Origin of the sequence: Streptomyces sp. NPDC019396 (assembly GCF_040632375.1) — a bacterium.
GTDB lineage: Bacteria > Actinomycetota > Actinomycetes > Streptomycetales > Streptomycetaceae > Streptomyces.
Map to the genome: position 1 here is coordinate 76,321 of NZ_JBEYBS010000019.1, position 14,291 is coordinate 90,611.

The 14,291-nt window shown below is 69.3% G+C and carries 13 protein-coding genes and 1 pseudogene; 11 read left to right on the top strand and 3 right to left on the bottom strand.

Annotated elements, in window-relative coordinates; genetic code table 11:
• The first annotated feature begins 11 nt into the window (after nucleotides 1-11).
• The 8 genes from ABZ532_RS22030 to ABZ532_RS22065 all read left to right on the top strand — a co-directional run bounded on the left by ABZ532_RS22030 (nucleotide 12) and on the right by ABZ532_RS22065 (nucleotide 8,537).
• Complete coding sequence (locus tag ABZ532_RS22030) at nucleotides 12-1,202, top strand: MCE family protein (protein ID WP_361286368.1); 1,191 nt, start codon at nucleotides 12-14, stop codon at nucleotides 1,200-1,202.
• Nucleotides 1,199-2,242 carry an MlaD family protein gene (locus tag ABZ532_RS22035; RefSeq protein WP_361286162.1) on the top strand — a complete coding sequence of 348 codons (1,044 nt, stop codon included), beginning with the start codon at nucleotides 1,199-1,201 and terminating at the stop codon, nucleotides 2,240-2,242. The genes ABZ532_RS22030 and ABZ532_RS22035 overlap by 4 nt, the downstream gene beginning before the upstream one ends.
• A complete protein-coding gene (locus ABZ532_RS22040) occupies nucleotides 2,242-3,222 on the top strand; it encodes an MCE family protein (RefSeq protein WP_361286371.1) in 981 nt (326 codons plus the stop codon). Before ABZ532_RS22035 ends, ABZ532_RS22040 begins: the two co-directional genes overlap by 1 nt.
• A gap of 32 nt (nucleotides 3,223-3,254) precedes the next feature.
• The gene (locus ABZ532_RS22045) at nucleotides 3,255-4,427 is read left to right on the top strand and encodes an MCE family protein (RefSeq protein ID WP_361286374.1); all 1,173 of its coding nucleotides are present in this window, start codon (nucleotides 3,255-3,257) and stop codon (nucleotides 4,425-4,427) included.
• Nucleotides 4,424-5,716 carry an MCE family protein gene (locus ABZ532_RS22050; protein ID WP_361286165.1) on the top strand — a complete coding sequence of 431 codons (1,293 nt, stop codon included), beginning with the start codon at nucleotides 4,424-4,426 and terminating at the stop codon, nucleotides 5,714-5,716. The genes ABZ532_RS22045 and ABZ532_RS22050 overlap by 4 nt, the downstream gene beginning before the upstream one ends.
• Nucleotides 5,713-6,990 carry an MlaD family protein gene (locus ABZ532_RS22055; RefSeq protein WP_361286168.1) on the top strand — a complete coding sequence of 426 codons (1,278 nt, stop codon included), beginning with the start codon at nucleotides 5,713-5,715 and terminating at the stop codon, nucleotides 6,988-6,990. Before ABZ532_RS22050 ends, ABZ532_RS22055 begins: the two co-directional genes overlap by 4 nt.
• Nucleotides 6,991-7,073: 83 nt before the next feature.
• Nucleotides 7,074-7,538, top strand: coding sequence for a hypothetical protein (locus ABZ532_RS22060; protein ID WP_361286377.1), 465 nt, complete (start codon nucleotides 7,074-7,076; stop codon nucleotides 7,536-7,538).
• Nucleotides 7,539-7,685: 147 nt separating this feature from the next.
• Nucleotides 7,686-8,537 carry a hypothetical protein gene (locus ABZ532_RS22065; RefSeq protein WP_361286171.1) on the top strand — a complete coding sequence of 284 codons (852 nt, stop codon included), beginning with the start codon at nucleotides 7,686-7,688 and terminating at the stop codon, nucleotides 8,535-8,537.
• 34 nt (nucleotides 8,538-8,571) lie between these two features.
• Here the strand turns inward: ABZ532_RS22065 and ABZ532_RS22070 are convergent, their stop codons facing one another.
• The gene (locus tag ABZ532_RS22070) at nucleotides 8,572-9,165 is read right to left on the bottom strand and encodes an MBL fold metallo-hydrolase (protein ID WP_361286174.1); all 594 of its coding nucleotides are present in this window, start codon (nucleotides 9,163-9,165) and stop codon (nucleotides 8,572-8,574) included.
• A 130-nt stretch (nucleotides 9,166-9,295) separates the two neighbouring features.
• Here ABZ532_RS22070 and ABZ532_RS22075 point away from each other — a divergent pair, with 130 nt between their 5' ends.
• Complete coding sequence (locus ABZ532_RS22075; RefSeq protein WP_361286380.1) at nucleotides 9,296-10,204, top strand: helix-turn-helix domain-containing protein; 909 nt, start codon at nucleotides 9,296-9,298, stop codon at nucleotides 10,202-10,204.
• A 234-nt stretch (nucleotides 10,205-10,438) separates the two neighbouring features.
• Here ABZ532_RS22075 and ABZ532_RS22080 read toward each other — a convergent pair whose 3' ends face one another.
• Nucleotides 10,439-11,032, bottom strand: a complete 594-nt coding sequence (locus ABZ532_RS22080; protein WP_361286177.1) for a TetR/AcrR family transcriptional regulator C-terminal ligand-binding domain-containing protein — start codon at nucleotides 11,030-11,032, stop codon at nucleotides 10,439-10,441.
• Between the two features lie 91 nt (nucleotides 11,033-11,123).
• On the opposite strand from ABZ532_RS22080, the gene ABZ532_RS22085 reads away from it, so the two are divergent.
• The gene (locus ABZ532_RS22085; protein WP_361286180.1) at nucleotides 11,124-12,344 is read left to right on the top strand and encodes an alpha/beta fold hydrolase; all 1,221 of its coding nucleotides are present in this window, start codon (nucleotides 11,124-11,126) and stop codon (nucleotides 12,342-12,344) included.
• A 378-nt stretch (nucleotides 12,345-12,722) separates the two neighbouring features.
• Here ABZ532_RS22085 and ABZ532_RS22090 read toward each other — a convergent pair whose 3' ends face one another.
• On the bottom strand, nucleotides 12,723-13,934 hold the full coding sequence (locus tag ABZ532_RS22090) for a PP2C family protein-serine/threonine phosphatase (protein ID WP_361286183.1): 1,212 nt from the start codon (nucleotides 13,932-13,934) through the stop codon (nucleotides 12,723-12,725).
• 163 nt (nucleotides 13,935-14,097) lie between these two features.
• Here ABZ532_RS22090 and ABZ532_RS22095 point away from each other — a divergent pair.
• Nucleotides 14,098-14,254, top strand: a pseudogene (locus ABZ532_RS22095) (IS5/IS1182 family transposase); the annotation flags it as partial.
• Nucleotides 14,255-14,291 lie beyond the last annotated feature (37 nt).

Consider the following 14,291-nt stretch of genomic DNA (forward strand, 5'->3'; position numbering starts at 1 on the left):
GGGTGTACGGCATGGTGTTCATCGCCGTCATCGCGCTGCTGCTGTCGCTGTCCGTCGCCGTGTACCAACAGGCCTTCGTCTCCGTCGTACGCATCACGCTGGAAGCGGGCACGCTGGGCAACCAGCTGGAGCCCCGGGCCGACGTCAAACTGCGCGGGCTGCTGGTCGGCGAGGTGCGGGAGGTCCGGGCCGACGGTGAGAAGGCGACGCTCGACATCGCGCTCAAGCCCGAACACATCGCCCGGATCCCGTCCGACGTGCGGGCGAGGCTGCTGCCCAAGACGCTGTTCGGCGAGAAGTACGTCGACCTCGTGGCCTCCCGGGAGTCCTCGGCCCGGCACATCCGCGCCGGGGACGTCATCACCCAGGACCGCACCAGGGTCGGCATCGAGCTACAGCAGCTGATGAACGACCTGCTGCCGCTGCTGCGCACGGTGCGGCCGGCCGAGCTCAACGCCACGCTCTCGGCATTCGCCACGGCGCTCGACGGCCGCGGCGACCGCGTCGGCGACAACCTCACCCGCCTGGAGGACTATCTGCACCGGATCAACCCCCATATGCCCTCGGTCAAGGAGGACATCTCGCGGTTCGCCGACGTGGCCGAGGTGTACGGGGACGCCGCGCCCGATCTGATGAGGATCCTGCGGAACACGGTCACCACGAGCCGCACGATCGTGCAGAAGCGGGACCAGCTGGCCGACCTGTTCACCTCCACGGCGACCGTCGCCAGGACCACGGACGAGGTGCTCGACGAGAACGCCGGGAGGCTCATCACGCTGGGCCGGGTATCCCGTCCCACACTGGCGCTGTTCGCCCGCTACGCGCCCGAGTACCCCTGTCTCCTCAAAGGCCTGGTGAGGCAGGAAGCCGCGTCGGAACAGGCTTTCAGAGGCGGAGAAATGCGCATCACTCTCGAAGTCGTCCGGCCCCGGCCGGCGTACCGGCCCGGCGAGGAACCGCGCTATGCGGAGCGTTCCGGGCCCGACTGCCGCGGGATGCCCCATCCGCGGGTCCCGGCACCCGCCACCAGGCTCGACGACGGTACGTCGGGCGCGCCCCGAGTGTCCGCCACCGAGTCGGAGCAGCGTGCCGTGGGTTCGCTCGTGTCGCCCGTCATGGGTGTGCCGGCCGATGAGGTGCCCGCGGTGGCGACGCTGCTGTTCGGGCCGATGGCCCGGGGAACGGCGGTGAGTGTCGCATGACGCCCGCAGGAGCCAGGCGCGCGGGGCAGACCGCGTCGCCGCTGCTCAAGTTCAGTCTGTTCGCCGTGGTGACCGTGCTCGCGACGACGCTGCTCGCGGCCACGATCGTCACCGTCTCCTTCACTCCCGAGGACACGTACCGCGCCGTGTTCAGCGATGTCACCAGTCTGGAGGAAGGCGACGACATCAGGGTGGCCGGTGTACGCGTGGGTGAGGTGGAGGACATCACCATCAAGGACCGCACTCTCGCCGAGGTCACCTTCTCCGTCGCCCAGGGCCGTCCGTTGCTCGCCGACACCGGCGCCGTCATCCGCTACCGCAACCTGGTGGGGCAGCGGTACATCGCGCTGTCGGAGGGCTCCGGCGACTCCACCAGGCTGCCCCCGGGCGGACGGATTCCGCTGTCCCGGACCCAGCCCGCGCTCGATCTGAACGCGTTGCTGAACGGATTCAAGCCGCTCTTCGCCGCGCTGAGCCCGAAGGACGTGAACCAGCTCGCCACAGAGATCATCAAGACGCTCCAGGGCGAGGGCGGAACGGTGAACAGCCTGCTCGCGCACACGGCTTCGCTCACCACCACGCTCGCGGACCGCGACAAGCTGATCGGCTCGGTGATCGACAACCTCAACACGGTGCTCGGAACGCTGGACAAGCGCGGTGCCCGTTTCTCCGGACTGGTCAAGCAGTTGCAGCGGCTGATCTCCGGGCTTTCGGCCGACCGCAAGCCCATCGGTGACTCACTCGTGAACATCGGCGAGCTGACGGAGGCCACATCCGGCCTGCTGGAGGACGCCCGACCTCCGTTGCGCGACGACATCGCCGGGCTGACCGATCTCACCGGAACGCTGAACAAGAACGAGAAGACGGTGGAGGGCGTGCTGAAGCGGCTGCCGAACAAGCTCAACAAGCTGACGGGGACGGCCTCGTACGGCTCCTGGTTCAACTTCTACCTCTGCGACTTCGACGGCCGGATCGTGCTGCCGAAGACCCGGGAGGTCCTCACCCCCGAGCTTCACGTCGCCCGTGCGAGGTGCACATGATGGTGCCGTTCCGCGAGCGCAATCCCGTGGTGATCGGGGCGTGCGGCCTCACCGCGCTGGGGCTCCTCGCCGTCGCCGCGTTCAGGGCCGACGGCCTGCCTCTCATCGGCGACGGGGAGACCTACAGTGCGGCCTTCTCGGAGGCGGGCGGTCTCAAGCCCGGTGACGAGGTCCGTATCGCCGGGGTGAAGGTCGGCAAGGTCGACGAGGTGGATCTGGACGGAGACCATGTCAGGGTGGCCTTCCGGGTCAAGGGTGACCCCGGATTCGGTACCAGGACGGGCGCTGCAATCCGCGTCAAGACGATCCTGGGGGCCAAGTACCTCGCACTCGAGCCGAAGGGTTCCGGGCAGCTGGAGCCGGGCAGCGAGATCCCGCTGAACCGGACGACTCCCGCATACGACGTCGTGTCGGCATTCAGCGATCTGACCACGACGACGGAGAAGGTCGACACAGAGCGGCTGGCGACTGCCCTGGAGACCATCTCCACCACCTTCGAGGACTCCCCCGCCGAGGTGCGGGCGTCCGTCAAGGGCCTGTCGAAGATCTCCCGTACGGTCGCTTCCCGCGACGAGGCGCTGCGTGAACTCCTCGGCCACGCGAACGGGGTCAGTGGTGTGCTGGCGGAGCGTTCGGGCGAGTTCTCCAAGCTGGTCAAGGACGGAGACGCGCTGTTCAAGGAGATCTCCGCGCGAAGGGCGGCGATCCACACGCTGCTCAAGAGCTCGGCCGCCCTCGGCATCCAGCTGTCCGGCCTGGTCGAGGACAACCGCAGGGAGATCGGACCGGCGCTCGCAGGTCTGAACTCGGTGGTCACGATGCTCGAGCGCAATCAGGCCAGTCTCGACCGCAGCGTCAGGCTGCTCGCGCCGTATGTGCGGGTCTTCACCAACACACTCGGCAACGGCCGCTGGTTCGACAGCTACATCCAGAACATGGTCGCCACTCCGGTGGTTCCGCGGACGGGAGGTTCCTCATGAGCACGCGTCTGCCCCGTGTGCATCCGCCCCGTATGCGTCTGCCAGGCATACGTCTGACGGGCTCGGGTTCGCTGCGCAGGCGCCAGTTGCGCCGGGCGGCGCTGGCCACCGCGCTGGCGGTCGTCGCCGCGGTCGCCGTCGTCATGTGGCCGAAGCCGGACCCGGTCCGGGTCACGGCGTATTTCCCGCGCACGGTCGGCATCTATCCCGGTTCCGATGTGCGGGTGCTGGGCGTACGGATCGGTGAGGTCAAGGCGATCACTCCGGAAGGCGGACGGGTACGGGTGGAGCTGGAGTACGAGGCCGGGCGGAAGGTACCCGCCGACGCCAAGGCGGCGATCATCAACTCCTCGGTGGTCAGCGACCGTTACGTCCAGCTGCTGCCGGTGTACCGGTCCGGGCCGGCGATGAGCAGCGGCGATGTCGTCACGGAGCAGCGCACGGCCGTACCCGTCGAGCTGGACCGGATCTTCGACAGTCTGCACACGACAGCCGAGGCACTGGGCCCGCGGGGAGCCAACGAGGACGGTTCGCTGTCCCGGCTGCTCGGCGTGAGCGCGGACAACCTCGAGGGGCAGGGCGAGAACCTGCACCGGACCGTCGAGGATCTCTCGCTGGCCGTGACCACGCTGTCCGACGGCAGGCAGGACCTGTTCGGCACGGTCCGCAATCTGCAGGTCTTCACGGCCGCGCTGGGCGCCGACGACAAGAACGTCCGGTCGTTCAACGACAGCCTGGCCGACGTGGCCGACCAGCTCGCCGGGGAGCGCAAGGACCTCGCGGCCGCGCTGCGGCACCTGGGCGTGGCGCTCGCCGATGTCTCCGACTTCGTGAGGAAGAACAAGAAGTCGCTGACGTCGAATGTGGAGGGCCTCAGCAAGGTCACCAAGGTGCTGGTCACCCAGCGCGCCGCGCTGGCCGAGCTGCTGGAGGTGGCGCCCGCGGGGCTTTCGAATCTGCAGAACGCATACAACCCGGCCTCCGGAACCCTCGACACCCGCAACAACCCGGACCACCCGCAGGACCCGGCCGCGCTGCTGTGCTCGGTGCTCCGGACGACCGGGGACGGCAACGCGGCGGACTGCCGGGACCTGGAGAAGCTGTTCGACTCCTTGCCGGAGTTCGGACCGGGCGGCACCCGGCCGGTGTCCGGCCCCGGCTCGGTCGACCGGACCCTTGGCGGAATCCTGGAGGCGGGCGCATGAGCGTGGAGCGCCGGAGGCTGATCCGTACGAGTGCGGCCGTGTGGGCGGCGGCAGGCTCGCTGCTTCTTACGGGCTGCGACTTCAACGGTCTGTACGACGTCGAGCTGCCCGGCGGAGCGGCCACCGGTGACGACGCCTACCGGGTCACCGTCGAGTTCAAGGACGTTCTCGACCTCGTGCCGCAGTCCGCGGTGAAGGTCAACGACGTCACCGTGGGCTCGGTCGAGAAAGTGGAGCTGAACGGCTGGCACGCCCGGGTCGGTCTGCGCATCTCGAAGTCGGTGAAGCTGCCCGGCAACGCGGTCGCCGAGTTGCGGCAGACCAGCATGCTCGGCGAGAAGTACGTGGCGCTGTCGGCACCCGTGGACGCGGCGTCCGTCGGGCTACTCGGCGACGGCGCCCGGATCCCGCTGTCCCGCAGCGGCCGCAATCCCGAGATCGAAGAGGTGCTTTCCGCGCTGTCCGCCCTGCTCAACGGCGGTGGGGTGACCCAGCTCAAGACGATCACCACGGAGCTCAACAAGGCCCTGGAGGGGCGGGAGAACCGGGTCAAGTCCCTGCTGACGGAGTTGAACACCTTCGTCGGCGGGCTCGACGCACAACGCAAGGAGATCGTCCGCGCGCTCAACGGCGTCGACCGGCTGGCCAAGCGGCTCAGGCGGGAGAAGGAGACGATCGCCCAGGCCGTCGACACCCTCCCGCCCGCGCTGAAGGTTCTGGCCGACCAGCGGATCAAGCTGACGGCGATGCTCACGTCCCTGTCCAAGCTCAGCGAGACCGGCACGAAGGTGGTCAATGCGTCGCACGACGACGTGGTGGCCAATCTGCGCAGTCTGCGGCCGATCCTGGAACAGCTGAACAAGGCGGGCAGTGATCTGCCCAACGCCTTGGAGCTCATGACGACGTATCCGTTCCCGCGCAACGCGACGGACGCCATCAAGGGCGACTACGTCAATCTCAGGATCACCGCCGATCTCGATCTGGCGGGCATCTACGGCAATCTCGGCGAGAAGCCGGGGCAGCCGGACGACCCGAAGAAGCCGGGTGTTCCTGACGTTCCCCTTCCCGGGGTGCCCGGCGTTCCCGAGGTGCCCGGAGTCCCCCGGCCGACTTCGCTGCCGTCGCCTGACGCGCCCGGCACTGCCCCGCCGCCCCCGGACGGCGCCCCGCTGTGCCCGCCACTCTGTACCGGCGGTCATGTGTCGTACGGCACCCGGAGCGAGGGCCGCTTCCCGCCCGGGGTCGATCTCGCCCTGGCGGAACTGATGCTGAAGGGGATGCAGCCGTGATCACACGTACGGTCAAGATCCAGTTGGTCGCCTTCGCCACGGTCACCGCTGTCGGCGTGTCGTATGTCGGCGCCCGCTACACCGGGATGACCGACGCCCTCCTCGACCGCGGGTACACCGTACGGGCCGACTTCGCCGATTCGGGAGGCGTCTTCCCCGGCGCAGAGGTGACCTACCGCGGTGTGCCCGTGGGCCGTGTCGGGGAGCTGCGGCTCACCGGCCGGGACGGGGTCTCGATAGCACTGGACATCGAGGACGGGCCGGGCATCCCGGCGGACACCGTGGCCGTCGTGGCGAACCGTTCGGCGGTGGGTGAGCAGTACGTCGATCTGCAGCCGCGGGGCCGGGGCGGCCCCTATCTGCGCGACGGCAGCACCATCGCCCGCCGCTCCACCAGGGTGCCGATGCCCACCACGGACCTCGTGCTGAGTCTGGACCGGCTGGTGAACTCCGTCGGCAAGGACGACTTGCGCATCACGGTGGACGAACTGGGCAAGGCGTTCGCCGGCACGGGCCCTGAGCTGAGCCGGCTGGTGGATTCGGGCAACGCCCTGGTCGAGTCCGCTTCCCGCTCCCTGCCGCAGACGGTCTCGCTGATAGAGGACTCACGGAAGGTCCTGAAGACGCAGGCCGACAAGGGTTCCGCCATCAGGTCCTTCTCCCGCGACCTCGCGGCGCTCTCCGCCGAGTTGAAGTCGAGCGACGGCGACATCCGCAAGCTCGTCGGCTCCGGTACGCCGGCGGCGCAGGAGGTGAACTCGCTGCTGACGGCGACCCGACCCCATCTGCCGGTGCTGCTGGGCAATCTGATCAGCGGCGGCCAGATCACGGTGGCGCGGCTGCCCGGGGTGGAGCAGGCCCTGGTCACCTTCCCCGTGGTGGTGGCGGGCAGCTACACCGTGGTCCCGGGCGACGGCACCACCCACTTCGGGTTGGTGGTCAACGCGGACGAGCCGCCGTCGTGCCGGCAGGGATACGGGACGCAGCGGCGCGACCCGTCGGACACGAGCGAGCGGCCCGCGAACACCGGAGCACACTGCTCGGCCCCGCGCGGCGGCCCCACCTCGGTGCGCGGCGCGCAGAACGCCCCCAGCTCCTCGGGGCGAAGCGGTTCCGGCGCGGACAGGGCCGCCCATGTCACCCCGTACGACCCCGAGACCGGCACGGCCGCGGGCCCGGACGGAACGCCAGTCGAGATCGGCTCGACCGGCGGCCAACAGAGCGTATTCGGAAAGGACTCGTGGCAATGGCTGCTCGTCGGGCCGATGGCATGACAGTAAACGTCGCGGGGCGCGCGGTGCGGCTGCTTCGCCGGTTGTGGTCGAGGACGGCGGAGGCCGCCCGTCGTGGCAGGGCGATGCCCGTGTCCCTGGCGGCGGCGACCGTCGTCACGACGGTCCTCGCCGTCTGGCTCGGCTTTCAAGTGCAAGAGCAACGAGCGCAGGAACAGCGGCGCCAGGACATCCTGGCGGCGGCCCGCCAATCGGCCATGAACTTCACCTCGCTCGATTACCGGCACTACAAGAAGGACAGCGAGAACGTGTTGAGGGGCGCCACCGGCGATTTCAAGAAGGAGTTCGCCGCGCAGACGGGCGAGCTTACGAAGCTGGTCGCCGCGAACAGATCGGTCTCCCAGGGGCAGGTGCTCGAAGCCGGCATCACCCGGGCCGAGGAGAAGTCCGCCCGCGTGCTGGTGGTCGCCGACAGCAAGGTGACCAATACGGCCGCCCCCGAGGGCCAGGCGCGCACCTACCGGCTGCAGCTCGACCTCGTGCTCGAAGGCGGTCGCTGGCTGACGTCCGATGTCGAGTTCGTCGGCTGACGGGCGTCCGGAGTCCGACCAAGACGGGGCCGCGACGACAGACGCTCCCGATGCCGACCGCGCCCCGGCACCCCTGCACCTCTGCCGGCCCGCATCCCCGCATTTCCGCACACCCGCATCCCCGCACCACCAGTGAGGAGAAAGCCCATGGCGAACCCGATCACCCGAGGCCGTGGCGTCGGCTCCCCCGCTCGCCGCTCGATGACCGCGGCCGTCCGAGCGGCGGCCAAGCGCACCGCGCGCAACGACAGCATCGCCCTGGGAGTATCCGGGGACCGGCCCACCGGACCGTCCCCGCGCGGATCGGTCTGCGGACGCACCCTGCGCACGAAGGAGCCGGAAACGGAAAGCGTCGAACCGGACTGGGAGGCGCCGGACTGGGAGGACTCCGATCGGTGTGTTCCCGGCACGGAGACGGCGCAGGAGAAGGAACGGGAGCCGGAGCAGGACTCCGCGGAGCCGGAGGCCGAAGGCACCGCCGGGCCTTCGGGCGCAGGGTGGCGCAGGCTGGTCATGGCTCTGCTCGCCGTGCTGTCGGCGGCCGCCCTGGTGGGGACCGTCCTGCTCGCCCAGGACTACTCGGACGGTCGGCGGGCGGAGCAGGCGCGGCAGCAGGCACTCACGGCCGCGCGGACGGCGGCTCCCGTCGTCCTGTCGTACGACTACCGGCATCTGGACCGCGACTTCGCCGCCGCGCGCGGACATCTGACCGGATCCTTCCAGGACGAGTACCGCAGGACGACCAAGGCGGTGGTGGCGCCGACCGCGAAGAAGTACCAGGGAGTGGTCAAGGCGACAGTGGCTTCCCCGCCCGGACGCGATGCCTCCGCGGCTTCGGTGGTATCGGCCTCGCCCGACAAGGCGATCGTGCTGCTTTTCGTGAACCAGGTGACGCGGAGCACCCAGGTCGACGGGCCCCGCGTCGACCTGAACCGGGTGCGGATGACGCTCACACGGACCTCCGACGGCTGGAAGGTGTCAGCGGTCGACGCGTTGTAGTCCGCCGCGGGACGCGCCAGGGGCGGGACAGCCCTTAGCGTGGCGTCGTGTCGTCAGCTCTGAACGGGCCGCCGTGGCCGGGCACGATCAGGTGCGCGGCTGTCAGCACCCGGAGCCGGGAGGCGCGCAACACCTCACGGTCGGGGGCTACCGGGTCGTCCGCCGGACCGTTCGCGTGCCACCACAGGTCACCGGCGAAAGCGACCACGCCCGAATCCGTGCCCGCCAGCAGGGTGATGTCCTCGGCGCTGTGGCCCGGGGTGCGGATCAGCCTGAGCGACGGGGTGAGTTCGTAGCCCTCCGCGTCGCGGTTTCTCCACTGATCGCCGAGGTACTCCACCTTGTGGTCGTGCACCCGGGCCCGTCCGAACAGGCCCACGTTCATGGTGTTGTCCGGGTGGTGGTGGCTGAGCACGACATCGGTGATGTCGTCGGGGCCGAGCCCCAACTCGGCGAGCGGGGCGAGGATACGGTCACGGCTCGCCACCATGCCCGGGTCGAAGATCACATGCCGGCCGGCGTCGGATATGTAGGACACGGTGGCGGCGACTCCGGGGCCGGTGGAGCCGACGTATCCGGTGGTCAGGATCGTGTACACGGCGCTGCGGCCGAGCGGTGCGTCTGTCATGGCCTCAATCCTTCCGGTCAGGCCGGTCGTTCACGAGTGGCACAGATGCCACTGATCGCAGGATCAGTGCCACACTGGATGTGTGCCTTCCTTCGTGACTGTCGCCGCGTACGCACCGCCCGGAGTCGGCATGCTCGCCGTCGGCATCGTCGCCGAGGTCTTCGGCTCGCACGGAGAGGCACTGCCCGGCTTCGACTTCGCCCTGTGCACTGACCGGCCCGGGCCGGTGCCCACCGACCTCGGCGTGCCGCTCACCATCACGCACGGCCTGGACCGGCTCGCCGCAGCGGATCTGGTGATCGCCCTGCCCTGGGCCGGCTTCCGCACACCACCCGCTCCCACCGTGCTCGATGCGCTGTCGGCCGCACACGAGCGCGGTTCACTGGTCGCGGCCCACTGCGTCGGTGCTTTCGCGCTCGCCGCCGCCGGACTACTCGACGATCGGCGGGCCACCACCCACTGGCGGTTCGCCGAACTCCTCGCCCGCCGCCACCCCATGGTCACCGTCGAACCCGACGCCCTCTACATCGACGAAGGTCGCATCATCACGGGCGCGGGAGCCGCCGCGGGCTTCGATCTCTGCCTGCACCTGCTGAGGCGGGAGTACGGAGCCGCGATGGCCAATGCCGTTGCCCGGGACGTGGTCCTGCCCTCCCACCGCGACGGCGGACAGGCACAGTACCTGGCCACCCCCGCCCCCGAGGACTGCGCCGACGGACGTCTCGCCGAGGCACTCGCGTGGGCACGCGAGAACCTCCACGAACCGCTTCCCGTCGCGGAGTTGGCCCGGCGTGCCCTGATGAGCAAACGCTCCTTCGCCCGCCGCTTCACCGCCGCGACCGGCACCACTCCCCACGCCTGGCTGCGGAGCCTGCGTCTGAGCAGCGCCGAAGAACTCCTGGAGACCACGGACCTGCCCATCGAGGAGATCGCCCACCGCGTCGGATACGGGAGCGCGGCCGTCCTTCGCGAACAGTTCGTGCGCCGCCGGGGAGTGCCACCCCGCTCCTACCGACGCTCCTTCACCAACACGCCGTAACGAACCAGACGAGCCGGGCATCGAGCAAGACTGCCTCCCACTCCCCCGGGCACCTGACTCTCGCATGGCCTGCGGACCCTTCTCAGGGGTGCTCGCGACCTGACCGAGACCTCTTGGGGCGACTTCGGCGGTGCAAGGACTGACGCGCCTCGAGCGCCTGGACGTGGCAGATCCACGGCTGCTGGTACCTGCAGACACGGGTGTCCGGGAGCCGCGGGTTCGGTTGCCCCTCGCTCAGGCCGTCGCTGCGTTGCCCGCGTTGCCGAGGAGCCGTTCCACGAGGAGTTCCGGGTAGCCGGTGGCCGGGGGGTCGATGCCGAAGATCGCTCGTAGATACAGCGGTGCGATGAGCTGGTCGAGGATCTGTTCCAGGGGCGGGGGGGTTTCACCGCGGGATACGGCCCGCTCGCGGATGCGTTCGATGGCGTGGATTCGGCGTTCGAAGTGCTGAGCACGCTCCGCCTGAGCCTGGGCGCTCCCCGGCATCGAAAGGGCGATGGCCCTCACGAGGAGCCGGCCTTCGGGCTTTCGGATGCTCGCGACCCCGGCTTCCGCCCATGCGGTGAGGTCGCCGCGCAGGGTGCCGGTGTCCACCAGTGGCCAGTCCCGCTCGAGTCGGGTGATGACCACGTCGGCCAGGAGTGCCTCACGACTGCCCCAGCGCCGGTAGACGCTGGTGTGGTTCACGTCGGCGCGTTGCGCGATCGCCGGGATGGTGAGGTCCGCGCCCTCGGGGTCGGACAGCAGGTCGATGACCGCCTGGTGGACGGCCGCGCGGACCTCTTCGGGGCGTCGGCGGGTGCGTGGGGTCGGCTCGTTCGGGCTCATGCCCTCATCGTAAGCACAAATATTTGCTTCATGACGCACCGGCGGTCTACAGTCCATCCATACGCACAGATCTGTGCTTAAGGAGAGTGTGATGAGGCAGCTGCTTTTCCCCGACAACCCCCAGTTCTGGTACGAGACCCTGCGCTCGATGAGCCACATCGCCTACGGTGGCGCGGACTTCGGCGAGGTGGTCTCCACGAGTGAGCGGATCGTCGAGGGCGACTACGACAGCTGGCACGACGAGTGGCTCGCCACCGCCGACCGTGTGGCCGGCGAGGCCCGGAAGGCCCTGGACGCCGGTCACACGGTCAGCGCGCGGGACGGGTTCCTGCGCGCCTCCAACTACTACCGGTCGGCCGAGTTCTTCCTGCACGGCCACCCGTGCGACCCCCGCCACGACCACGCTTACGACCGCAGCGTGGCCTGCTTCCAGGCCGCCGCCGCGCTGTACACCCCCCGCATCGAACCGGTCCGCATCCCGTACGAGGACACCACACTGCCCGGCTACCTCTACCGGGCCGACACCACCGGCACACCCCGGCCGATGCTGATCATGCACAGCGGCTTCGACGGCACCGCCGAAGAGCTCCACTTCAGCGGCGCCCTGGCGGCCGTCGAACGCGGCTACACCGTGCTGACCTTCGACGGACCCGGACAGCCCGGACCACGCCACCATCAGGGCCTGGTCTTCCGTCCCGACTGGGAGAACGTCATCACCCCCGTGGTCGACTTCGCGGAAAGCCTGCCTGAGGTCGACAACAGCCGTATCGCCCTGCTCGGCTCCAGCATGGGCGGCGTCCTCGCTCCCAGAGCCGCCGCCTTCGAACACCGCCTCGCCGCACTCGTGACCGTCGACGGCGTCTACGACCTCGGCGCGATAGCCACCCGGAACATCCCCGGCGACCGCGACGAAGCCGCACGGCTCCTGCGCGCGGACTCCGCTCCCGAACTCGACGCCCGCTTCGAGCAGATCATGGCCCAGGACGCGACCGCACGGTGGGCCATCAATCACGGCATGTACGTCATGGGCGTCGACACCCCCCGCGCTTTCAGCGCCTCCTACCTCGACTACACCGTCCAGGACGGCATCGCCGAACGCATCCAGTGCCCCACCCTCGTCTGCGACGCCGCCGAGGACGAATTCTTCAAGGGCCAGCCCGAACGGCTCTACAACCACCTCACCTGCTCCAAGACCCTGATGCTGTTCACCGCGGAGGAAGGAGCCGGCGCTCATTGCCACCCCGGCGCCATGCGCCTCTCGCTGGCCCGCATCTTCGACTGGCTCGACGACACGTTCACCGTCACTCCCTGAGGAAGCCGGACATCACCGGCGAACTCCGATCACGGACGCGAGCGACCCGGTCAGGTCCCCGGCTGTGGATCTCACCGCGATGGACTTCGCCGTCAAGCTTCACCGCAGCCTGGACCACCGCGCTTCCCGGGCCGTGGACGGCACCCTCCTCATCGGCGAGGTCACGGTCATTCGCCCGGACGTCGCCCAAGGTGCGGTGGGTACTCGTCGCGCAGAGCGTCGCGTCAGTACCAACGCGGCGCTCTGCGCCGGGTGCGGACGGCAGTTGCTGGGTCTGCGCCACGACACCACCGCGCAGAGGTGGCCCCCTCGCCCGCACGGCACCTCTCCGGACAGCCAGGCGTCATCGGACGGAACATGCCCCGCCTCCAGAGCCCTTCACGGGCAATGGGTTTCGTCGGCTCCGGCGTGCGTGTCACGGCCGCCTGTGTCTGTTCCGTGCCAGTCCAGGCACAGGACACTGGCGTCGTCCTGGAGGTGGCTTTCGCATGCGGTGGTGACCGCTGCGGTAAGGGCCCGCACGACCTCCCGCGGGTGCTCGGTGGCGGTGTCGCGGATGAGGGCCGGCAGATCGACGCTTTCCGCTTTGCGTTCCTGCATCCCATCGGTGTAGAGGACGAGGCGGTCCCCCGGTCTCAGGTCGAGAGGCTGGACGCGGAATGGCGCGGCGGAGGGGACTCCGAAAGGCAGGTGCACGTCCAGGCGGACCTCTTCCACGCTGCCGTCGCGCAGACGTAGCGGCCAGATGTGGCCGGCGTTGATCAGTTCCGCCCCACTGCCGTCCAGGGCGATACGCAGGAGCTGCCCGGTGGCCAGGGCGCCGTGGCTGTGGTCGAGAAGAACTTGGTGGATCCGGCGGGCCTGTTCCGTCAGGTCACATCCGTCGCGACGGGCGCCACGGGAAGCGTTGACCAGAAGGGTGGCCAGGACCGCGGCATTCACGTCGTGTCCCATGGCGTCAGTGATGGACAAATGCAGAGTGTCGTGGTCAAGGGTGTAGTCGTACGTGTCGCCGGCATTGGAGTCGGCCGGTACTACGGCTCCGGCGAGAGTGAACTGGGCCGCCTCGTAGCATGGGGCGGAGGGCAGCAGGTGACTCTGGATCTCGGCCGCCAGAGTCAGCGGCGTCGTACGCCTGCCCCAATGGTAGAGGTCGGTGAAGCGACGGTCGGCGATGACGATGTACGCCAGCGCATGCGCGGTCTCCTCGACCTGTTCCAGGACCTCCGCGCTCACCCGGGGAAGAGTCAGCTCCAGTACCCCGAGGGTGTCGCCCCGGTTCGTGACCGGGACGACCACCCGCTGGCCTTGCCGTCCGTCCGTCGCCTGCACCAAGCGCTGGCTGCGCAGCACTTCCTCGTAGACGCTCCCGGCCAGGGGGATCTGATCGGCATGGAGGCCTCGCTGCGTGTCGGTTTCCTCACTGACCCGCACTGCCTTCTGGCCGATGATGTCGACGAACAGGAATGAGACGTAGCTGGCGCCGAACCGCTGGCGCAGATTGCGCGCGACCACATCCAGGGACTCCACCGGCGCCGCGTCCTCGGCCGCGGAAAGAACCTCGGCCAGCCCGATCCACTCTCGCTCCACACCAGCCTCCCAGAAGTCTCACCACTCCCGAGGTTCCCGCAGGCACGGCCGAACACAACGCGGCGCGGCCGATCCCCCTTCTCGCGATCGGCCATTTGGCACTTCGGACAACGACTCGTGGGTGCGACCCGGGCGACCGCGCCGGTCCGCGCAACTGGTCGGGCCGCTCGGCGGTCGGCCCCGGATCCGGCCTGAGCAGGCAAGCGCCGACAAGGTGCACAGCGCCCGTCGCAAGCGCTGCTACCTATGCAGAGGTCGTGATCAAGCACACGACTCCCGAGCCGAAGGACCAGCGTGCCCACCGCCGGCGCCGCGGCAGAAGCACACGCCCCCGGACGCGAACACCTCCAACTGCAC

Bases quoted from the DNA above. Each gene is read 5' to 3' on its own strand.
- ABZ532_RS22030 (WP_361286368.1), top strand. From the start codon at position 12: ATGGTGTTCATCGCCGTCATCGCGCTGCTGCTGTCGCTGTCCGTCGCC.
- ABZ532_RS22035 (WP_361286162.1), top strand. From the start codon at position 1,199: ATGACGCCCGCAGGAGCCAGGCGCGCGGGGCAGACCGCGTCGCCGCTG.
- ABZ532_RS22040 (WP_361286371.1), top strand. From the start codon at position 2,242: ATGGTGCCGTTCCGCGAGCGCAATCCCGTGGTGATCGGGGCGTGCGGC.
- ABZ532_RS22045 (WP_361286374.1), top strand. From the start codon at position 3,255: ATGCGTCTGCCAGGCATACGTCTGACGGGCTCGGGTTCGCTGCGCAGG.
- ABZ532_RS22050 (WP_361286165.1), top strand. From the start codon at position 4,424: ATGAGCGTGGAGCGCCGGAGGCTGATCCGTACGAGTGCGGCCGTGTGG.
- ABZ532_RS22060 (WP_361286377.1), top strand. From the start codon at position 7,074: ATGCCCGTGTCCCTGGCGGCGGCGACCGTCGTCACGACGGTCCTCGCC.
- ABZ532_RS22065 (WP_361286171.1), top strand. From the start codon at position 7,686: ATGGCGAACCCGATCACCCGAGGCCGTGGCGTCGGCTCCCCCGCTCGC.
- ABZ532_RS22070 (WP_361286174.1), bottom strand. From the start codon at position 9,165: ATGACAGACGCACCGCTCGGCCGCAGCGCCGTGTACACGATCCTGACC.
- ABZ532_RS22075 (WP_361286380.1), top strand. From the start codon at position 9,296: ATGCTCGCCGTCGGCATCGTCGCCGAGGTCTTCGGCTCGCACGGAGAG.
- ABZ532_RS22080 (WP_361286177.1), bottom strand. From the start codon at position 11,032: ATGAGCCCGAACGAGCCGACCCCACGCACCCGCCGACGCCCCGAAGAG.
- ABZ532_RS22085 (WP_361286180.1), top strand. From the start codon at position 11,124: ATGAGGCAGCTGCTTTTCCCCGACAACCCCCAGTTCTGGTACGAGACC.